Below are 18,601 nucleotides of genomic sequence, written 5' to 3' on the forward strand. Positions count from 1 at the left end.
ATGGGTGTAATGGAAAAAAATAAATGTCAGGAATCAGGCTAATAGAAGTTATTATTCTTGATAATTCAGACCTGCAGTTTTCTGCAGCAGAAATGAAATTAAAATCCACAGCCGGGCAGGCTGCTTAAGATCCCTTCCTGCTCCGGGCTTTGACTGACTTATTTATTATTAACTCACTTATGGTTAACTATTACCTGTTGCCGGTTTATTGATTTACTATCGATCAATTTATAATTGTCTAATAATCTAGCACTGATCCCCTATGCTTGATTTACAGTTTATTTATTGTATCTTTAATTGATTATTCGTATCACCCGAAAAGGATGTACTGATTTAATGACTATGGAAATTAACAACACGGACTTATCTGAAAATATGCCCCTGCCTGAAGACGCCAGTCTATCCGGCTCCAGGGCTTTTGACGACTCAAAACTTGCGAAATTAAACGGTGTTATAAGTCAGGGGCTTAACCCATATCCATACAGGTTCGAAAAGAACGTAGATATCTGCAAGATCCTTGAAAAATTTGAGGACTTTGAAAAAAATGAAGGCCTGGTCGTTAGAACAGCTGGCAGGCTTTACAATATCCGCAAGCACGGAAAGATGATATTTGCCGACCTTGGTGACCAGGCAGGCAGAATTCAGATCCTTGTCAGGAAAGGAAACCTTCCGGATGAAGAATTCGAGACTTTTAAAAACCTTGTAGACTCCGGAGATATCGTGGGTATTCAGGGCAGCCTTTTCAGGACAAAAAGGGGAGAAAACTCAATCAGCGTCTCCGAATTCTCCCTGCTCTCAAAATCCCTCTGCGCCCTTCCTGAGAAATTCCACGGGCTAAAAGATGTTGAAACAAGGTACAGAAAGAGATATCTTGACCTTATAGTCAACTCCGAAAAGAGAGAAATTTTCGTTATGAGGAGCAAGCTCGTCTCTGAGATCAGAAGGTTCCTTACTGACAGGGAGTTTCTCGAGTTTGAGACCCCTATACTTCAGACAGTGTATGGCGGAGCAAATGCAAGACCATTTACCACTTTTCACAACTGTCTCGGGCAGAACCTCTTCCTCAGAATTGCTCCCGAACTTTACCTCAAGAGGCTTGTTGTCGGCGGATATGAAAAGGTTTTTGAAATCTGCAAAAACTTCAGGAATGAAGACATAGACACAACCCACAACCCTGAGTTCACAATGATTGAGGTTTACGAGGCTTACAGGGACTATAATGACATGATGGACTTAACCGAATCCCTGATTTCTGAACTCGTATTCAAGCTGACAGGCAGCTACGAAGTCAAAATGGGAGAAAACACTATTAACCTCCGGTCCCCCTGGAAGAGGATTTCCATGGAGGATGCCTTAAAGGAGTATGCCGGGCTTGATGTCTTTTCCCATTCTCTTGAAGAACTTAAGAAAATCGCAATCGAAAACAGGATCGAAGACTATGAAAAGGCAAAGAGCCACGGAGAGTTCCTTGCCCTGCTTTTCGAAGGCCTTGTGGAAGATAAGCTGATAGACCCGACTTTCATATATGATTTTCCTGTAGAAAACTCCCCGCTGGCTAAAAGCCACAGGGAAAAAGCAGGTTTTGTCGAGCGCTTTGAGCTTTTCCTTAACGGCTGGGAACTGGCAAACGGATACTCCGAATTGAATGACCCGCTTGAACAGGAAAAGAGGTTTGAGGACCAGGATAAGAAAAGAAAACTCGGAGACCTTGAAGCCCAGACCGTAGATTATGACTTCATAAACGCGCTCGGGTACGGCCTGCCGCCAACCGGAGGCATGGGGCTTGGAATTGACCGCCTCACAATGATCCTTTCTGGCCTCGAATCCATTAAAGAAGTAATTCTTTTCCCGCAGATGAAAAGGGAATAATCGTCTTAAAGGGAATAATCGTCTTAAAGGGAATAATCGTCTTAAAGGGAATAATCGTCTTAAAGGGAATAATCGTCTTAAAGGGAATAATTGTCTTCGGATAAAATTTTGTTTTGCAGATCCGGGCTTATCCCCTGGTGGGCAGGCTTATCGGGGGGAAAATCCCCCTCTTTTTTATTCTTGCGGTCGTGAAGGATTTTTTTCATTTTCTATCTGCGGTGTTGCTCGCCGGTCAAGCCCGTCTGCGTCAGTAAGAGGAAATAAAAAATTAACTTCGGTGGGTGGTTCGCATCCTGCACACTGGTATTTATACCGGTGCGTATTAACAAAATATTGCTATCTATACTCTATCTATACTGAAATCATTTCCAGGAAAAATGTCATTCAACAACATCTTCAACACTTTTCACCCGAAAATCCAGGGGGCTTTGAATACTCTGGGGTTTACAAAACCCACAGAGCCGCAGGAAAGGGCATTTCCTCACATAATGGACGGCAAACATACCCTTTTGATAGCTCCTACAGGATCAGGCAAGACAGAATCCGCGGTGCTTCCGGTTTTCCACAGCATCCTTAAAAAGAAACCTGAAGCGCGTAGAGGCATTTCCGCACTTTATATCACACCCCTGCGTGCACTTAACCGGGATATGCTCTCCCGCATTGAGAATCTCGGGCGGATGCTTGATGTTAAAGTCCAGGTCAGGCACGGTGACACTCCTCAAAGTGAAAGGCAGCGGCAGTCCAGAAACCCGCCTGATGTGTTAATTACTACTCCTGAAACTTTACAAGCAATGTTTACAGGCTCTCGCCTGCGGCAGAACCTTGAGACCGTAACGCATGTTGTGGTCGATGAAATCCATGAGCTTGCAGGCTCGAAACGCGGAGCCCAGCTTGCTGTCGGGCTTGAGCGGCTTGTTGAGATCTCAGGAGAGTTCCAGAGAATAGGACTTTCCGCAACAGTCGGGAACCCCTGGGAGATTGCAAAGTTTCTGGCAGGAGCAAAAAGGGATTTTACGGTTATCGAAGTTGCCCTTCTGAAATTGCTTGAATTTGATGTTGTCAGCCCTCACCTTTCCGCATCAGGCGCAGCAGGAGAGACAGAGCGGGAAAAAGAAGTCATGGAGATTGCAAGGACGGTTGGTTGTGAGCCTGAATTTGCTTCTCATCTCGCCTGCATCAGAAAAATAGTTAATGAAAGCCAGTCTACCCTTATTTTTGTAAACACGAGGCAGAGTGCAGAGGCTCTTGCAGCAGGTTTCCGGAAACTTGGGGCTTCTATCGGAGTCCACCACGGCTCCCTTTCCTTTGAAGCCCGCGTTGAAGCTGAAGAGGAGTTCAAGGCAGGAGCCCTCAGGGGTCTTATCTGCACTTCATCAATGGAACTCGGAATCGATATCGGAAATGTTGACCGTGTTGTCCAGTACGGATCTCCCCGCCAGGTCTCAAGGCTTCTCCAGAGAGTGGGAAGGGCAGGCCACAGGCTTCATGAGATCTCAAGGGGCACGATCCTTACAATGGAAGCTGACGATACCGCAGAGAGCATGGCAATTACAAAAGCCGCCCTCGAAGGCAGGGTTGAAGCGATTTCTCCGCACATAAATTCCCTTGATGTCGTGGCAAACCAGATCGCAGGCATGGTTATGGACTTCGGGGAGATCGGGATGGACAGGATCTTCAGGGTCCTCAGGCGGACTTACACGTTCAAGGACCTGCGGATCGAAGAACTCCAGAGGGTGGTCGATCAGATAGGGGACTATAAACTCGTCTGGAAGGACAAAGAATCAAACCTGCTTAAAAGGCGCAAAAAAAGCCGGGAATACTATTACGACAATCTCTCCATGATTCCGGACGAAAAAAAGTACGAAATTTACGATATCGTGAGCGGAAGATCTATCGGGGTTCTGGACGAAGCTTTCGTAGTAAACTTTGCCGAACCCGGAGCCGTTTTTATTACGAAAGGGGATATGTGGCGCGTTATTGAGATGCCTGACCGCGAACGCGAGCCAGCGAAGGACAGGATCAAGGTCGAGCCGGTCGAAGGCATGGGAGAAGTCCCGAGCTGGTCAGGAGAAGAAATTCCGGTTCCCTTTGAGGTGGCCCAGGATGTTGGAACGCTTCGAGCCGAAACCGCAGCCCTGATTCGGGAAGGGCTTGACGATGATGAGGTTGCGGAAAAGCTTCAGAGGAAATACCCTGTGGCAAAAGCAGCCGTTCTTGAAGTTATCCGCATCCTGCGGGACCATGTTGAAGGAAATTTCCCCCTTCCGGATGCCAGCACGATAGTGATCGAAGACGAAGGGGACGCAGTGACCCTGAACGCCTGTTTTGGCCACAACACCAACGGGACGCTGGCAAGGGTTCTTACCTCTCTTCTTTCAGCCCGCTTTGGGAGCAGTGTAGCCCAGGAAGTGGACCCATACAGGATCAGGTTGACTCTCCCGCGCAGGGTTGGACCTGTCCAGATCCGGGATATGCTTCTTTCCCTGCGCCCGGAACATGTTGAGCTAATTATCGAAATGACCCTGAAAAACACAACCCTCATGAAATGGAAAATGGTCCACGTAGCCCGAAAGTTCGGTGCACTCTCTCGGGACATAGACTACGACAGGATCAGCATGAAAAAGCTGCTTGAAATCTACGAAGGCTCTTCAATGTATGACGAGGTGGTCCGCGAGATTTTCCACGATATGCTTGACGTCCCAAGGGCAAAAGAAGTCCTGATGAGACTTGCAGCCGGTGAAATTTCTGTCGAGATCTCCGGTCCGACTCCGATCGGCTCAGCCGGCTTTGCCATGAAAAGAGACCTCATAGCCCCGGAGAAAGCCGACCGTTCAATCGTCCTTGCCCTCAAGGAACGAATAATGAACGACAAAATTATCCTGTTCTGCACGAACTGCAAGAAATGGACTTCCCACCGCCAGGTGAAAAACGTGCCTGAAGAAATTATCTGCCCGGTCTGTGAGTCTCAGATGGTTGCAGCCCTCAAGCCCTGGGAAGAAGAGGAAATCAATCTTGTCAAAAAACAGGCTAAGCAGGGTAAAGATGCTAAAGTTTCTCCCGAAGAAAAGAAGCGGATACAGAGAGTTTACAGGAACGCAAGCATAGTCCGTGCGCAGGGGAAAAAGGCGGTTATTGCGCTTGCCAGCAGGGGAATAGGACCTGAAACGGCATCAAGGGTTATTGAGAAAATGAGGGTGGATGAGGAAGCGTTTTACAGGGATATTCTGGTTGCGGAGAGGAATTACGTGAAGACGAAGAAGTTCTGGGAATGAAAGATGAGTCGGCTTAAATTAAATATAGAAAATTAATAGTTTTTCTATGAGCTCATCCTAAGATCAGTTTTATTCCTTGTTAATAAGAGGTTGGGGCTATTCCTTAGTCGTAAGAGCGATTGATTATTCCAAATCCAAAAATCACGCACTTTAAAGTTTGGTAAATTAATATTCATAATTCAAAAAATTATTTATTCTGTAGTTGCCTCTTCTTTCATAACAAATTTTTGGACCTAGGGCATCGGAAATTGAAAATCCACCTTCGAATTACAGGTATTATATGTGACTTTTTCCATTATCTTGTTTATTAGAAAAATTTTAAGGTATGATCTTGTATGCGAATATGTAAATATTAATGGGGAAACTTTTGTAGCTTTTGTTGATATCTCTGGTTTTAAAGAACTAATGAAAAAGGATAAAGCTTTGGAATCTTTAAATAAGTTTTATCAATACGGATATGAAGTAATTAAAAGCACGAATAATGACGGTGTGGAAGGTATTTTTGTTTCTGACTGTGGGGTTTTATTTGTTAGAGATGATGGTGGTTCTGCCGTTGAAAATAAAAGGCGCTGTTTAAGGTCTTTGTTATCCGCAGTTAAGGAGATTAATTTAAAAATGCTCAGACATGATTTCATGCTCACAACTTCAATTGCTTATGGGTCTTTCAAATGGCAGGAAAAAATTGAGATAGATGGTCTGCAGAAAAACCCAATTTATGGGCAAGCATATGTTACTGCTTTTTTGGACAATGAATCTGGAAGTCCAAAAATTCAACCGGGCCAATGTCGGATACTGCCAGAAAATCTTCCTGACAATATAATCTCTAATGCAGTTAATAGCAATGATATACTCCAGATGATCGATAGACAAGGGAATCATTATTATTTTTATTGGATGCTCAATACCCCTCAAGAAATTGAAAAATTTAATCGAGGATATGAAGAAGCGAAAAATTCAACATATGACCAAATATTGTATGCTCTTAATAGCAACTATTCAGGGAAGAAAATACTTGATCAAAATGATCTTGGTTTAGATGAAGATTGGTGCGGGAATAATGCATCATTCAAATGCCCGATTTGCGGAAAAGTTTTCATCGTAAGTGGAATGTTGCATCAAAATGGGAGACGTTGTCCGAGATGTGGAAGTTCCACTGGCTTTTGTGATCTAAATGGAGCTTCAGCAGGTGGTCGAGCTTATATCGAGTGGTAATTTTCAATTATAACATGAAAAGTGAATAGATTTATGGGTGATGGCTGGGGCGGAAATTGAATAAAAAAGTTATCTCATTCCGAAAATCTCTCCTTCACCAATTCTATTTTCTTCCTCTTTTACCTTAATTTCACTCCAGCATACCTTTAAATGATCACAAACAAAATATGCTAACATTGAGAACGCTTCCCGGCACAAAGAGTTATTTGATAAAATCTCTTCTTTCCTTGAAAAAGAAGGAGCGACAAAGGTAGCCGTTTTTGGTTCTTATGCAAGAGGAGAAGAAAAGCCGGAAAGCGATATTGATATTCTTGTGGAGTTTTCCGAAACTAAAGGTCTGTTAACCCTTGTAAGGATTGAGAGGGGATTGTCAGAGTTTCTAGGGTTAAAAGTCGATTTGCTTACTGAAGATTCAATAAGTCCATACCTTATTGATGGAATTAAAAAAGAAGCAAAAGTCCTCTAGGTATAAAATTAAGAGGATTCTTTACCTATGTGGCAGCAAACTACGAAAATTGTAAAAAAGGAGATTACATTAAAGAAAAGGATTATTCATCATTAAACTCACAATCTTGCCTTTCTCCTTTTATCTGTATTTCTCCTTTTTCTGTTTCATACTTCTCTATGGCATTCTTTAACTCTAAGTACAACTTTTTCGCAGCTTCTGGAGTTAACATTGCCACGCCGTCACTATAGAATACTATTCCTTCTTCGGTTTTAACCTTCTCATTGAAAAACTCAATCCTGATATCTACATCTGTTGGAGAAACCCTCAGGTTTGTTGCATATAATTTAGTAAAAAGTGGAGTTCTATATACAGCGACTTTTTTCTTTTCTTCGGCCTCTTCTGGTTTGCTGTCTTGCTCTTTATCCTGTTCTGCTGCCATGAATTATCCCTCAAAAAAATTCTCACGCCGAGGCAAACACCGTCTGCATCTTTTCCCATTTTGGTTTGTAGTTTTCTGCCTTTTCCATTCTTTCTTGGAACCAGTCAAGCTGGTATCCTGGCGTCTCGTAAAACTCAATATAGCGTGGTTCTCCGCAATAGCAATCACATTTTTCTTCAGGTGATGCTTGGTGTTTGTCAGAAATTTCGGAGAGCACTTCTTCTTCATCTCCTTCATATTCTGCCATTCTGAAACTGTGGTCATAGATTGTGGCAATTATTTTGTTTACCAGACTGTTTTCTTTTAGTCCATACTTTTTTGTATTTCCCTTACACTCTTTTACTTCTATAATATTGTTGTATATTAATACTGGGATTTTCTGATTTACAACGGTACGGGAAATCCCAAGGCACTCACTAATTTCTGTCTGGTTGTAGGCCATGTCCATATTTTCGGCCAGGAAATCTATAATTTTTATTTCAGATGTGGCCCCCAGGAAGTCTACAAGTGACATCCGCTTTTCCTCCAATTACAGTTAAAATTTTATATTATCCTTTCGTATTACTAGAAAGGTCTCAATTAATAATTTATCTCCTGATTAACAATTAATAACTGTGCAGAAAGTTATTAATAATTTAATATTAATGGAAGCCTTCTTACAAGTAAATCAAATTAATGAGTCCTTAATATTTATACTTATTGTCCTGCTGTTCAACTAAATGAACAGTTCTCCTGGGTGTCTGTTTATGGAGGAATTCTCTGAATATGAGCTGTTCATATTGAACAAAATCGCAATAAAAAATAGATGGTGCGATAAACATATTTCCAGAGAAGACTTGCTACAGGGAAGAAAAAGAAGTGACTTGGGATTTTATGGGACAGCTATAGACAATCTAGTTAAGAAAGGGATTCTAAAGGTATACAAAGCTCAGGGTAGAGATGATTATTGCCTTCTTAAGGCTCACAGAGAACTGGTTATTTCCGTATTGAAGGAAAACGCAGACAGGTATAATTTTATAAGTTCCTTGCATCTGGAAAGGATCCGATAAGCTTTATACTCTTTTTACATTTCTTTCTTACTTTTTTCTAACTTCGCAGCACATCGAAAAGTTTCTAATCGAAGGATTGAGGGGCTGGGGTGGAAATATAATGAAAAAGTTATACCACTTCTGCTTCCGATGGTTTTCGGCTCTGTTTTATCTTCACTCCTGCCAGTAACAACTTTAAATACTCACAGATTGAATGTTACTCCGGTAAAGATGGAAGGCAAGAGCTTGAATTTTACGGTTCTGATCGAACAGGACGAAGGCGGGATATATATTGCAAAAGTTCCTGACATACCGGGTTGTTATACTCAGGGAAAAACAGTTGAGCAGGCTATGGAACGTATAAGGGAAGCTATACAGGTCTGTCTTGAAGCCTAATAGTATGAAAAGAGTAAGAGTATTATTAAATATTAAAGTCCCAGTTCTTTCTTTACTTCTGAGATAGGTATCAATATTCCTTCTTTTTTGTGCTCATAACTTTTGTCTACAAGATCTCTTTCTTCATCGGTGAGTACACAGTCTACATCTATCATGTTCTTTTTTATTTCAATGAGTTGTTTTTAATAATATCGAGTTCCTTTAATAATCTTTCTTCAAAATCTATCTCATCCATAATAGAAAATTACTATGGATATTATTTATACGTGCTCTTTCCTGGATTTGTTTCTCTCAGGCACCTTCACGTTAATTTCTCTATCTAACTATTTGAGCGGGCTGGGGAGGAAATATAATTTAATAGTTGTATCTTTCCGAAATCTTGCTTTATCGCATCTATTTTTTTCTTAATAAGACTTAAAGAGTAAAACAAGCCTTCAATATAATGTAAAAAAGGAGAAGGTATAATCCGGCTTAGATATAAATTTCCTCAAGTAAACCCTGAAAGGCACTCAGAATTGATCACAAGCAGCTGGATACAGTTACGTGAGCCTGACAATATTGTGTCTGCCATGCTTGCAGCAGTTCCATTGATGATTCTGAATACGCTGATTTCTATAACTATTCTTAGCATGTTTTCGCCTTTTTCTTTAGCAGATATCGGCATCAAACCCTCTCAAGGGATTACACTAACTATAAATTTACTTGATGTTGCATCCCTTATCGGGCTGGTTTTTATTCACGAATTTCTCCATCTTATTTTTGTTCCAGATTTTTTAACGTCGGATAAAACGTTTTTAGGAATTACTTATTTTGGGGGATTTGTTTATTCGGAAGAAGAGGTATCAAAATCAAGATATATTCTTATCACAGTCGCACCTTTTATCTTACTCTCAGTAATTCTACCTGGAATTCTGGGGATTCTGGATCTGTTAAATCCGTTAGTGATAGCTCTGATACTATTAAATTCACTGAGCTCTGGAATGGATATGCTGACTTTAGTCCTTGTATTAATTAAGGTGCCGGATGATGTGTATTTTACTTCCAACGGGGTAAGGACTTACTGGAAAAAGATAGATAAGACATTCTCGGGAACAATTGAAGATATATGATCTTAAGGTAGGTGAATAGAAACCTTCTTTCAAGAATTTTTCTTGTTCTTTTACTGCCATTTTACTCACCATACCTTTAAATGATCACAAACAAAATATACTGATATGGAAAATGCTTCCCGGCATAAAGAGTTGTTCGAAAAAATCTCTTCTTTCCTTGAAAAAGAAGGAGCAACGAAGGTAGCTGTTTTTGGCACTTATGCAAGAGGAGAAGAAAAGCCGGAAAGCGATATTGATATTCTTGTGGAATTTTCCGAAACTAAAGGTCTGTTAAACCTTGTACGAATTGAAAGAGAACTATCAGAACTTCTTGGACTAAAGGTCGATTTGCTCACTGAAGAGTCAATAAGCCCTTATCTCATTGATGGAATTAGAAAGGAAGCAAAAGTGATTTCGGCATGAAAAAGAATGATTTGGTTTACCTCAGCCATATCCTTAATTCAATAGAATGGATCGAAGAATATACTAAAAACATGAAAAAAGAAGATTTTGTATCCAGCATACAGATGATTTTTCAATTTAAATTTCTTTATATATTCGTTTCCTCAAATCGATATCGACAACAATTATGATAACCTCTTCGTAGTCAACACGATAAAGAACCCGAAAATCGCCAACTCTTATTCTAAAAAGCTTTCTACTGGTGCCGTAAATTCTTTTGGCATCATGAGGGATCGGATCTTCGGCGAGTTTTTCAATGGCTTTGATGATTCTCTGGCTGTTTTTGGAATCAAGTTTTTTGATGAAACTCTTTGCAGGCGTGTCCAGAAAAATCTCAAACATATTAGAGTCTTAGTTCTTTCTTGAACTCTGAAAGGGATGTTAATTTTTCTTTTTTCTGGTGCTCATAACTTTTATCTACAAGCTTTCTTTCTTTATCGCTCAGTATACAGTCAACATCTACCATATGCTCTCTAATATCTGTCAATTGTTTTTTTATCGAATCAAGTTCCCTGATGACTCTCTCCTCAAAGCCAGCTTCTGCCATAATTAATGGTTAATATGAATCTTATTTATAGGTATGCTTTCTCAGATTAGCTGCTTTTATTCAAGGCTTACGAATGGGTTTCTTGCAGATAATATAGGATCAAGGGCTTTTACGTTGCAAAGGTTTCTCACATGTCAGATTGTTATACTCAGGGAAAAACAGTTGAACAGGCTATGGAGCGTATAAGAGAAGCTATACAGGTCTGTCTTGAAGGCTGAGCAATGTAAAAGTACTTTTAATTAGAGTACCATTACTTTCTTGAACTGTGAGATAGATGTCAACTCATTTTTCTGGATACTTTAACTTTCGACTACGGTTTTTCTTTCTTTTTCATTGAGTATTCAGTCTGATCTTCTGCACTTTTACGTCGTTCTCTACCATAAATGAGATTACCTTGTAGAGGCAATAAAAACTATATTGCAGTTAGTTTTATACAAATAAATAGAGTTGTTTTGTTATCTAAAAACTTTTCTAAAGAACTTGTTAATGTAAAATATTTATATTGCACATCTTTATATGTATTCGAGTATATTTTTTGTGGTATAAACGCGCTTATACGATTATCAATTGAACTAAAAAGTAAGTATAATTGGGCTATTAACTGCCTAAAAGCGGTTTAGTCTCAGTTTTCCATTTCATATGATGCCCTATTGAGGGTGAATTAGCCTTACTAATAACCTCTAATTCTGAAATCCCAGAGATTCAAGGTTTTACAAAGTGAAGGTTGAGATATATGAAAAGGCAGGTTAAATCATACTTACTATTCTTACTTTTTATAACTCTCCTATTATTTTTAATTCTAATTTTATGCAACTTGTTACCCACTTCATCTATTGAGTCACACATCGAATACGCATATGTACCAAACGGGAGAAGTAACAATATCTCCGTAATTAATACAATCACAAACGAAATTGAATACAGTGTGGATGTAGGAGCGGATCCTGAAGGGGTTGCAATTACACAGGATGGGACAAGAGTATATGTGACAAATAGTTATCTCAACAATGTTTCTGTAATTGACACAGCAACCAATAATATTATAACCAGGGTACCTGTCGGCCATAATCCGGTTGGAATTACAGCTAGTTTTGATGGAAAAAATGTATACGTAGCTAATTTTTATAGCAACAATGTTTCTATAATTGATACCGCCACAAATATCGTCAAATATCGTCTGGATGTAGAAACAAATCCTGTCGGAGTCGCAATCAACAAAAATGGAACAAAGGTCTATGTAGCGAACATGGGCAGCAGTACCGTCTCAGTAATTGATACATTAACTCGCAGTGTTTCAGAATCCGTGCGTGTAAGAACTAACCCGTATGGAGTCGCAGTCACTCCAGATGGGACAAAGGTATATGTGACACATGCTAATAGCGATATAGTTTCTGTAATTGATACAGAAACAAACAATGTCACAATAATTAATACAGGTACTGGTACGGAGAGTGTAGATTTATCTCCTTCTGGAGTTGCAATTAGCCCTGATGGAACAAAAGTATATGTAGTGAACCACAAAAGAATCATCAAAGGTGTTTCTGATACTCCTAGCGGGATCGTCTCTGTAATTGACACAGCAACAAACAATGTTATAGCCAATGTGACTGTAGAAAAATGTCCTTGTGGAGTTTCAGTCAACAAAAATGGAACGAAAGTATATGTAGCAAATAGTGAGAGTAATGCTGTTTCAGTAATAGACACAGCAACAAACAATGTTATAGCCAATGTGCCTGTAGGAGATATGCCTTCTTCCCTGGGTCAGTTTATAGGTTCTCCTCCAGAGGTTCCTGAGCATAACACTGTCCAAGAATTTAGCCGTAGTGTTATTGAATCAATAGACAGAATCATTCGCAAAGTTAATGACCTCATCACTGGCGTTCAGGGATTCATTCTTGGAATAATTAGCACCCTTTTTTATGGAATATTATCAGGCTCAATTTTGCCCAGCATAACGGAGAAACTAGAGCCCAAAGTAAGGAAGAGATTAAAACCCACATTAGATCAGATGTTTAAGAAGAAATAATTCTTTTTCTGCTCTCTATAATAAAGGTCTTCTAACCCTGATTAGGATCGAGAGAAAACTATCCTATATCTCAACTTATTAAGGACCGGTAACTGCCAGGAGATTACTGAAGTGGAAAAGACAGTAAGATTATACAGACCCGAAGATTGCAAAGAAATAGTTGGACTGTTTTATGATACCGTCCATACAGTCAATTTAAAGGATTATAGTCCAGCGCAGCTTGACGCCTGGGCACCGGAAGAAATCGATATGGATGTGTGGGATAAATCGCTTTCTAACAACCATACAGTTGTAGTTGAAATTAATGGGCTTATTGCTGGCTTTGGGGATATGGATGATGCCGGATACTTTGACCGGCTTTTTGTGCACAGAGACTTTCAGGGACAGGGAATAGCAACCACAATCACAAATGAATTGGAGAAATATGCTCAACAAAATGGTATTATGGTTATTACTACCCAAGCATCAATCACTGCAAAACCATTTTTTGAAAAGCGTGATTATCGGGTGGTCAAAAAACAAAATGTTGAGCGTAAAGGTCAAATTCTCACTAATTTTGTGATGGAAAAGCATCTTGATAAGTGAGTTTTCGCTATTAGAGCGCTCTATCTTCCCGTTTTTAAGATGCAAGACAATCTTCAAAAAGAGAAAACTGTTTTATTAAAACAGGATACATTTCACGTAGATGTTTTTGTTGAATAACAGGAACCGAATATCTAATTATTGATATACACCTTAAATGATGTAGAGGTCTTTAAGGGCGAAATAATCAAATAATAAAGTCAAAGAAGTTGAGGGCAACAGGGCGAATATATAATTAAAAGTTATGATTAAAAGTTATAATTAAAAGTTATAATTAAAAGTTATAACATTTCTGTTTATAATCCTTACTTAAAATCTTAATCTTCACTTAAAGCCTTGGATCTCTCCCTTTAATTTTTGAGCTTGCAAGAGGTTCCATATTATTGAGGTGGGTTTTCTTTGCTTCAATATTTATATGTTCACAATAATCGCACTTATAATACCGGGTTTCAGTAATATTACTTCCTCCCGGATAATCCTCTATTTTCATATCAGGGGTTCTGCATTCTGAAACCAGTGATGTTGCTCCGCATTCCTCACACTTTACCCTTGTGGGTTTCTTCTTTTTTATCTTAAAGCATTTTATATTTTCCGAGCTTTCAGTGCTGTCAAGATACCCACAGTATTTGCACTTCCAGTACCGGGTTATTTTGACAGTGTACGAGTTTTCAGTTGAGTCTTCCCTGATATCCGGTTTTTCCCTCTCTTCATAAGCGTTATTTCTTCTACACCTTTTACATTTGAGAGACTTCAGGAATTTTGTACCGGATTTTAAGGAAATTCCCTGAAGAACGAGAATTGAGGACAAATAAAAGATAACTAAAATAACCGTGCCCAGCAAATATTTTTCTAAACCTTCGAGATTTTCCGGCATCTTCCCCAGCGCAATAAAAGCTACAAGCATGCCTGTAATTCCCACGATTATCTTCAGTATCTCAAAAAGTTTAACCGCAGTTTCTCCATAGGCATTCACTAAAGGTACCCATTTAAAGGGTTTTGTGTGCTTTATTTTCCCTTTATATTTAATTACGCATTCATCGCTTGTGCATCTTATTGAGTATTCTTTACCTTTTCCTCCGCTGTTTTTCTTCCCATACTCCCCTTCATTTTCTGTCAATAAAGTTCCCTCTAAATTTCTATCACATTTCCCTAATATTAATTAGGTTTTTGCGAATTTATACTTTCGTTTTCTATTTAAAAATCATAAGCTGAAAAGCCTTCAAACAGAAAACTTAAAACAGAAGTGTAGAAGGAGTACAGTAGAAGTACAGAAGTGTAGAAGGAATGTTTCAAGTCCAAGGGTTCTGATGATAGTAGAGGGAATACATTCAAAAGTTACCTTTCCCTATCTTCCTGACACTCATAATCCGTTAAAGCACTATCATATATTTGTTCTATAACTGAAAAGACTTTTATCTCCTGAAATCAAAGCTTGAGTTAAACAATAGTGGAGTATCAGATTGGGGGGAAAATATGAGCACTGATAGAGATACAACAACCGGAGAGGAAGCTCCAATAAAGGCAAGAGACAGAAATATAACTTTTCAAAGAGGAACGGATTTTGTAGTTCCTTACTCGCGAGAAAACATTAACAGGTGCAAATGCCCGCAATGCCCTGTTCAGGCTGACAGCAAATGTGCAAAGGACAAATATGATAACTTAATGAAAGAAATGGATATACTGCCTGCCGATGAAGTCCCTGAACCGGATGATGTTCCGGGGATGTACTGCTCAACAGGCAAAGCTACCTGCAAAGATCTTAATCCTGGCAGGCAATGCATCTGTAATACCTGTGACGTCTGGAAAGAGTATCTTCTTGAAAATGGGAAACCATCTCAGTACTTCTGTCAGAATGGCCCAGCCACTTGATTTTTTAGAAAATTGCAGCTTTTTCGTTTATTTTTATTTATACATTGTTGCTACTTTTTTCTTTTTTCTCTGTACTTTGTTTTCTCTGTACTTTGTTTTCTCTGTACTTTGTTTTCTCTGTATTTTGTTTTCTCTGTATTTTGTTTTCTCTGTACTTTGTTTTCTTTGTCTTTTATTGTTTACACTCTTCGTAAAGAAAATAAAAACAAGATTTTCTATCCACATCTGTCTATCTATAACTGTTTATCCATACCCTGGTTAAGAAAGAGAAAACTTAAGAAATAAGCCGCATTTGTAAAACGCTATCAGTAACTCATTTTCCAGGCTCTGTAGTTGTCCAGATCCTCTTTAATGAGGCTGAATGCAAAAGCAAGCAGAGCAATGTCATCCGCAAATCCGAGCAAAGGGATAACATCCGGAAGGAAGTCAACCGGGCTTATAAGATACAGGAGACTAATTGTGATTACCAGTACCGTTTTCTTTGGAACAGGGTATCTGCTGTTAAAGGAATCTGCCAGCATGGAAAACAATAATCCAAAATAGTCCCAGATTTTCATGGTGTCTGCTCGGATGTAATGGGAATCTCCTGCTTCTTCAGAAAAAATCGCGCCGGTATCGGAAGCCGGATCCTGGGTGTCCTTAAATTCTCCGAAGTTTGATCCCACTTTCTTCCTTCTGGTATTTTTGGTTCTGTCCATTATGATTGCTCCATTATCGCATGGGATTACATGTGAATTTCTTAAACTAACTCTCAAATGGGGCATCTTTTGATCTTTTTGATCAATTATGCTTATGCAGGCTTCTACTGCAAAATAATACTAAAATAATTGGATGCAAATAAAAATTGTATTGATAAGTATATTAAGTTTGTTGAAGCTGGTTCCTGCTTACTATTCTTCCGGAAGGAACTTTACCCTGCAAGGATCTCAAAATACGGCACTTTATATGGTACTTTATTATTGCTGCTCGGAAACTTTAGGCTTCCTGATCTCCAGACTGAAGGTTCCCGGGTTATGCGGCTTAGCATGCACACGGTAAGTCCCATTTTCTTTCACCCTGAATTCCGGATGGTAAGGAAGATATCTTTTTTTGGAGCGCGCCAGTACAAATGTACTCTGGAATGCAATGTAAGAACCATTGCTTATTATAACATCTATCTTGTCCGGACCTTCAGGGTTCTCAACCCAGAGTTCATAACTTACGCCTTCAGTAAGGTAAACCTGAAAATTCGACTCCCCTGATACGGATTCTGAAAGGACGCTTTTTTCATCTCCCTGAAACGTGACAAATAAATAAAGTAAAACAATCAATATATAAAGCGGTATTCGACTCCTCGAATTCCTAGGCTGTTCCGGCATTTTTCTTCCCCTCTCAGCAGCTCAAATCCTCAGAAAACCTGTATCATGGTTTCCATTGAATTTTCTCAATGTACTTATTTCATTTCTCGCGGCAAAACCGTAATTCTACATGCAGGTCGTAGATGTGAAAGGAATTGATGTCATTTTACCTCAGTATCAGGGTAGAAAATATCCATTTACAGGCGAGTTCAGGATTTACTCAGGATCCTCTGCTACTCTTAAAACGATTTTTCCTCTTATATGGCGGCTTTCACTCATTTCATGCGCTTTCCGGGCTTCGGATAGAGGTAGTATTGTCGTTACTATTGGTTTGATCTGCTGTTCATCTATTATACCTGCAATTTTAGCAAGTTCTTCACCATCAGGCCGGGTCATCAGTGTTTTCGCAAATACTCCGTATTTTTCGGGCATTCCTTCAGGAATGCTTGCTACCGTACTTACCAGGAACCCATTGGGTTGCAGCACTCCCCAGGACCTTTCGAAAGTATCTCCTCCTACTGTATCCAGTACCACATCCACCTTCCCGACTACGTCCTCAAACTTCTGTTTTTTATAATCAATAAACTCATCAACACCTATGCTTTTCAAGAACTGCTCATTTTTCTCGGAGGCTGTACCGAAGACATAAGCTCCTTTCCATTTAGCGAACTGAACTGCGAAAGTCCCTACCCCTCCCGCAGCCCCGTGAATTAGTATTGATTGTCCTCTCTCAAGTCTGGCGATGTCAAAAAGGGACTGCCATGCCGCCAGTCCTGCAGTAGGGATTGCTGCGCTTTCAATGAACCCTATACTTCCGGGCTTTTTTGCTGCCTGTGTGGAGTTGACAACCGTATATTCGGCATAGCCGCCCTGTCCTATCGAAACTTTAGCATAAACTTCTTCTCCGGGCTGGAAAAGAGCTCCACTCTCTCCCGAATCCACAGTTCCTGCAACATCGAGTCCCATAATCATAGGTAAAGGCACCTTCCCAACCATGCCTTTGCGTATCTTCCAATCCATCGGGTTGACTCCGGCTGCAATGACTCGAATTCGTATCTCTCCTGGCCCGGGCTGGGGCTCGGGAACATCCTCGTATTTCATGACCTCCGGTCCGCCGAACTCATGAATTCTTACCGCTTTCATACTTCCACCCCATGAAAAATATTTTAGCTGCGATTCGTATTCATTCTATTGTTGCCGATACCCTGCTTTATTTGTTTCCCTGCGAGAACCCTGGTCGAAGTTGATGCTTCTGGAATATCGGCTTCTACATAATCTGAGAATTCATTTCCACAGCATAACTGCTTTATTTTACTTTTTGCACATCTTTTCGGGACCATTTCACAGAACGTATTTATCCACTCCCCGTGTTCCCAGCAGCCTGCATACAACCCGACGGATATCCAGGATTTTTAAAGTAATCAAAATTATCAATTAAGCCGTCCCTGTAATTCCCATCATAACTCAGGTCTATTTCTTCTTCTGTCATTTCCACCAGCAAATCTCCGGCTAAAGGCTCTGATCTCTCTGAATAAATTATCCAGCCTGTGTTCGCAGCCGATAGCGGAAGAAATAAAACGAATACTAATGGAAGCAAAGCTCTCTTTTCCCTCAAAATCAACTCCCCACCATTTATTTATATCCGAATTATTCTATTTTAATTTTCCCTGTTTTTAATTAAGATAAGGAGTTTCTATCAGTAACCTTTTTTAGGCTCCCAATTTTTTTCATTCTTTTTCTTCACTCAGTTCTTTTTAATTATTCTGCAGATATTTTTCTCTGAATTTCCAGAGTCCTTATTTTTACCGGCGGATTGCCGCGTATACCTGCATAAAGAATCCTGCTGAATCATTAATTCGCTACAAAAAACTTCATCTGATCCGTAAAGGTTTCGTATGTGAGATGCCTGCTATAAAAATATGAAGGTCCAGAATAGGGGCGAGAAGCAGGGTTTCTCCTGTTGCTTCAGGTAACGAAGGCAACCCCCTATTTCATATGTTTATCGGCATCCCGCCAGGCTTTATTT

At 39.9% G+C, this 18,601-nt stretch carries 22 protein-coding genes; 11 read left to right on the plus strand and 11 right to left on the minus strand.

Annotated elements, in window-relative coordinates; all coding sequences use genetic code 11:
* Positions 1 to 336 precede the first annotated feature (336 nt).
* Positions 337 to 1,869, plus strand: coding sequence for a lysine--tRNA ligase (gene lysS, locus RSJ42_RS00520; RefSeq protein ID WP_410508801.1), 1,533 nt, complete (start codon positions 337 to 339; stop codon positions 1,867 to 1,869).
* Positions 1,870 to 1,946: 77 nt separating this feature from the next.
* Here the strand turns inward: lysS and RSJ42_RS00525 are convergent, their stop codons facing one another.
* Positions 1,947 to 2,075: a hypothetical protein gene (locus RSJ42_RS00525; RefSeq protein WP_410508802.1), complete on the minus strand. Its 129-nt coding sequence runs from the start codon at positions 2,073 to 2,075 to the stop codon at positions 1,947 to 1,949.
* A 171-nt stretch (positions 2,076 to 2,246) separates the two neighbouring features.
* On the opposite strand from RSJ42_RS00525, the gene RSJ42_RS00530 reads away from it, so the two are divergent.
* The 3 genes from RSJ42_RS00530 to RSJ42_RS00540 all read left to right on the plus strand — a co-directional run bounded on the left by RSJ42_RS00530 (position 2,247) and on the right by RSJ42_RS00540 (position 6,819).
* Positions 2,247 to 5,141: a DEAD/DEAH box helicase gene (locus RSJ42_RS00530; protein WP_410508803.1), complete on the plus strand. Its 2,895-nt coding sequence runs from the start codon at positions 2,247 to 2,249 to the stop codon at positions 5,139 to 5,141.
* 300 nt (positions 5,142 to 5,441) lie between these two features.
* Positions 5,442 to 6,353, plus strand: a complete 912-nt coding sequence (locus RSJ42_RS00535) for a hypothetical protein (protein WP_410508804.1) — start codon at positions 5,442 to 5,444, stop codon at positions 6,351 to 6,353.
* Between the two features lie 214 nt (positions 6,354 to 6,567).
* Positions 6,568 to 6,819: a nucleotidyltransferase family protein gene (locus RSJ42_RS00540; protein ID WP_410510274.1), complete on the plus strand. Its 252-nt coding sequence runs from the start codon at positions 6,568 to 6,570 to the stop codon at positions 6,817 to 6,819.
* Between the two features lie 82 nt (positions 6,820 to 6,901).
* On the opposite strand, the gene RSJ42_RS00545 is transcribed toward RSJ42_RS00540, so the two are convergent.
* On the minus strand, positions 6,902 to 7,240 hold the full coding sequence (locus RSJ42_RS00545; RefSeq protein ID WP_011033854.1) for a DUF3467 domain-containing protein: 339 nt from the start codon (positions 7,238 to 7,240) through the stop codon (positions 6,902 to 6,904).
* A 22-nt stretch (positions 7,241 to 7,262) separates the two neighbouring features.
* Positions 7,263 to 7,754: a hypothetical protein gene (locus RSJ42_RS00550; protein ID WP_410508805.1), complete on the minus strand. Its 492-nt coding sequence runs from the start codon at positions 7,752 to 7,754 to the stop codon at positions 7,263 to 7,265.
* A gap of 232 nt (positions 7,755 to 7,986) precedes the next feature.
* On the opposite strand from RSJ42_RS00550, the gene RSJ42_RS00555 reads away from it, so the two are divergent.
* Together RSJ42_RS00555 and RSJ42_RS00560 are read left to right on the plus strand one after the other, a co-directional pair.
* The gene (locus tag RSJ42_RS00555) at positions 7,987 to 8,289 is read left to right on the plus strand and encodes a hypothetical protein (protein ID WP_048036507.1); all 303 of its coding nucleotides are present in this window, start codon (positions 7,987 to 7,989) and stop codon (positions 8,287 to 8,289) included.
* A gap of 129 nt (positions 8,290 to 8,418) precedes the next feature.
* The gene (locus RSJ42_RS00560) at positions 8,419 to 8,664 is read left to right on the plus strand and encodes a type II toxin-antitoxin system HicB family antitoxin (RefSeq protein ID WP_410508806.1); all 246 of its coding nucleotides are present in this window, start codon (positions 8,419 to 8,421) and stop codon (positions 8,662 to 8,664) included.
* Positions 8,665 to 8,696: 32 nt separating this feature from the next.
* Here the strand turns inward: RSJ42_RS00560 and RSJ42_RS00565 are convergent, their stop codons facing one another.
* Entirely contained in the window at positions 8,697 to 8,819 is a 123-nt protein-coding gene (locus RSJ42_RS00565) for a hypothetical protein (protein WP_410508807.1), read from the minus strand.
* Positions 8,820 to 9,233: 414 nt separating this feature from the next.
* Between RSJ42_RS00565 and RSJ42_RS00570 the strand changes: the two genes are divergently transcribed.
* Positions 9,234 to 9,773: a DUF3267 domain-containing protein gene (locus RSJ42_RS00570; protein ID WP_410508808.1), complete on the plus strand. Its 540-nt coding sequence runs from the start codon at positions 9,234 to 9,236 to the stop codon at positions 9,771 to 9,773.
* A 105-nt stretch (positions 9,774 to 9,878) separates the two neighbouring features.
* Positions 9,879 to 10,175 carry a nucleotidyltransferase family protein gene (locus tag RSJ42_RS00575; protein ID WP_410508809.1) on the plus strand — a complete coding sequence of 99 codons (297 nt, stop codon included), beginning with the start codon at positions 9,879 to 9,881 and terminating at the stop codon, positions 10,173 to 10,175.
* A 117-nt stretch (positions 10,176 to 10,292) separates the two neighbouring features.
* Here RSJ42_RS00575 and RSJ42_RS00580 read toward each other — a convergent pair whose 3' ends face one another.
* On the minus strand, positions 10,293 to 10,556 hold the full coding sequence (locus RSJ42_RS00580) for a type II toxin-antitoxin system RelE family toxin (RefSeq protein WP_410508810.1): 264 nt from the start codon (positions 10,554 to 10,556) through the stop codon (positions 10,293 to 10,295).
* 1 nt (position 10,557) lies between these two features.
* Positions 10,558 to 10,761, minus strand: coding sequence for a hypothetical protein (locus RSJ42_RS00585; RefSeq protein ID WP_410508811.1), 204 nt, complete (start codon positions 10,759 to 10,761; stop codon positions 10,558 to 10,560).
* A gap of 733 nt (positions 10,762 to 11,494) precedes the next feature.
* Between RSJ42_RS00585 and RSJ42_RS00590 the strand changes: the two genes are divergently transcribed.
* Together RSJ42_RS00590 and RSJ42_RS00595 are read left to right on the plus strand one after the other, a co-directional pair.
* A complete protein-coding gene (locus RSJ42_RS00590; protein WP_410508812.1) occupies positions 11,495 to 12,787 on the plus strand; it encodes a beta-propeller fold lactonase family protein in 1,293 nt (430 codons plus the stop codon).
* Between the two features lie 111 nt (positions 12,788 to 12,898).
* The gene (locus RSJ42_RS00595; protein WP_410508813.1) at positions 12,899 to 13,372 is read left to right on the plus strand and encodes a GNAT family N-acetyltransferase; all 474 of its coding nucleotides are present in this window, start codon (positions 12,899 to 12,901) and stop codon (positions 13,370 to 13,372) included.
* Between the two features lie 325 nt (positions 13,373 to 13,697).
* Here RSJ42_RS00595 and RSJ42_RS00600 read toward each other — a convergent pair whose 3' ends face one another.
* Positions 13,698 to 14,486 carry a hypothetical protein gene (locus RSJ42_RS00600; RefSeq protein ID WP_410508814.1) on the minus strand — a complete coding sequence of 263 codons (789 nt, stop codon included), beginning with the start codon at positions 14,484 to 14,486 and terminating at the stop codon, positions 13,698 to 13,700.
* 356 nt (positions 14,487 to 14,842) lie between these two features.
* Between RSJ42_RS00600 and RSJ42_RS00605 the strand changes: the two genes are divergently transcribed.
* Positions 14,843 to 15,238 (plus strand): DUF2769 domain-containing protein, encoded by a 396-nt coding sequence (locus tag RSJ42_RS00605; protein WP_410508815.1) that lies wholly within the window; start codon positions 14,843 to 14,845, stop codon positions 15,236 to 15,238.
* A gap of 305 nt (positions 15,239 to 15,543) precedes the next feature.
* On the opposite strand, the gene RSJ42_RS00610 is transcribed toward RSJ42_RS00605, so the two are convergent.
* The 4 genes from RSJ42_RS00610 to RSJ42_RS00625 all read right to left on the minus strand — a co-directional run bounded on the left by RSJ42_RS00610 (position 15,544) and on the right by RSJ42_RS00625 (position 18,190).
* Positions 15,544 to 15,936 (minus strand): YkvA family protein, encoded by a 393-nt coding sequence (locus tag RSJ42_RS00610; RefSeq protein WP_410508816.1) that lies wholly within the window; start codon positions 15,934 to 15,936, stop codon positions 15,544 to 15,546.
* A 258-nt stretch (positions 15,937 to 16,194) separates the two neighbouring features.
* Positions 16,195 to 16,596: a hypothetical protein gene (locus RSJ42_RS00615; protein WP_410508817.1), complete on the minus strand. Its 402-nt coding sequence runs from the start codon at positions 16,594 to 16,596 to the stop codon at positions 16,195 to 16,197.
* A 195-nt stretch (positions 16,597 to 16,791) separates the two neighbouring features.
* Positions 16,792 to 17,718, minus strand: a complete 927-nt coding sequence (locus RSJ42_RS00620; RefSeq protein ID WP_410508818.1) for an NADP-dependent oxidoreductase — start codon at positions 17,716 to 17,718, stop codon at positions 16,792 to 16,794.
* Positions 17,719 to 17,929: 211 nt separating this feature from the next.
* A complete protein-coding gene (locus RSJ42_RS00625) occupies positions 17,930 to 18,190 on the minus strand; it encodes a hypothetical protein (protein WP_410508819.1) in 261 nt (86 codons plus the stop codon).
* Positions 18,191 to 18,601: the final 411 nt, after the last annotated feature.

This window comes from Methanosarcina hadiensis (assembly GCF_046529725.1).
Taxonomy (GTDB): domain Archaea; phylum Halobacteriota; class Methanosarcinia; order Methanosarcinales; family Methanosarcinaceae; genus Methanosarcina; species Methanosarcina hadiensis.

What these genes read in the sequence shown, in the direction of transcription:
- lysS (WP_410508801.1), top strand. Translation starts at nt 337, where the DNA reads ATGACTATGGAAATTAACAACACGGACTTATCTGAAAATATGCCCCTG.
- RSJ42_RS00525 (WP_410508802.1), bottom strand. Translation starts at nt 2,075, where the DNA reads ATGAAAAAAATCCTTCACGACCGCAAGAATAAAAAAGAGGGGGATTTT.
- RSJ42_RS00530 (WP_410508803.1), top strand. Translation starts at nt 2,247, where the DNA reads ATGTCATTCAACAACATCTTCAACACTTTTCACCCGAAAATCCAGGGG.
- RSJ42_RS00545 (WP_011033854.1), bottom strand. Translation starts at nt 7,240, where the DNA reads ATGGCAGCAGAACAGGATAAAGAGCAAGACAGCAAACCAGAAGAGGCC.
- RSJ42_RS00550 (WP_410508805.1), bottom strand. Translation starts at nt 7,754, where the DNA reads ATGTCACTTGTAGACTTCCTGGGGGCCACATCTGAAATAAAAATTATA.
- RSJ42_RS00555 (WP_048036507.1), top strand. Translation starts at nt 7,987, where the DNA reads ATGGAGGAATTCTCTGAATATGAGCTGTTCATATTGAACAAAATCGCA.
- RSJ42_RS00560 (WP_410508806.1), top strand. Translation starts at nt 8,419, where the DNA reads ATGGTTTTCGGCTCTGTTTTATCTTCACTCCTGCCAGTAACAACTTTA.
- RSJ42_RS00565 (WP_410508807.1), bottom strand. Translation starts at nt 8,819, where the DNA reads ATGATAGATGTAGACTGTGTACTCACCGATGAAGAAAGAGATCTTGTA.
- RSJ42_RS00570 (WP_410508808.1), top strand. Translation starts at nt 9,234, where the DNA reads ATGCTTGCAGCAGTTCCATTGATGATTCTGAATACGCTGATTTCTATA.
- RSJ42_RS00575 (WP_410508809.1), top strand. Translation starts at nt 9,879, where the DNA reads ATGGAAAATGCTTCCCGGCATAAAGAGTTGTTCGAAAAAATCTCTTCT.
- RSJ42_RS00580 (WP_410508810.1), bottom strand. Translation starts at nt 10,556, where the DNA reads ATGTTTGAGATTTTTCTGGACACGCCTGCAAAGAGTTTCATCAAAAAA.
- RSJ42_RS00585 (WP_410508811.1), bottom strand. Translation starts at nt 10,761, where the DNA reads ATGGCAGAAGCTGGCTTTGAGGAGAGAGTCATCAGGGAACTTGATTCG.
- RSJ42_RS00590 (WP_410508812.1), top strand. Translation starts at nt 11,495, where the DNA reads ATGAAAAGGCAGGTTAAATCATACTTACTATTCTTACTTTTTATAACT.
- RSJ42_RS00605 (WP_410508815.1), top strand. Translation starts at nt 14,843, where the DNA reads ATGAGCACTGATAGAGATACAACAACCGGAGAGGAAGCTCCAATAAAG.
- RSJ42_RS00610 (WP_410508816.1), bottom strand. Translation starts at nt 15,936, where the DNA reads ATGGACAGAACCAAAAATACCAGAAGGAAGAAAGTGGGATCAAACTTC.
- RSJ42_RS00615 (WP_410508817.1), bottom strand. Translation starts at nt 16,596, where the DNA reads ATGCCGGAACAGCCTAGGAATTCGAGGAGTCGAATACCGCTTTATATA.
- RSJ42_RS00620 (WP_410508818.1), bottom strand. Translation starts at nt 17,718, where the DNA reads ATGAAAGCGGTAAGAATTCATGAGTTCGGCGGACCGGAGGTCATGAAA.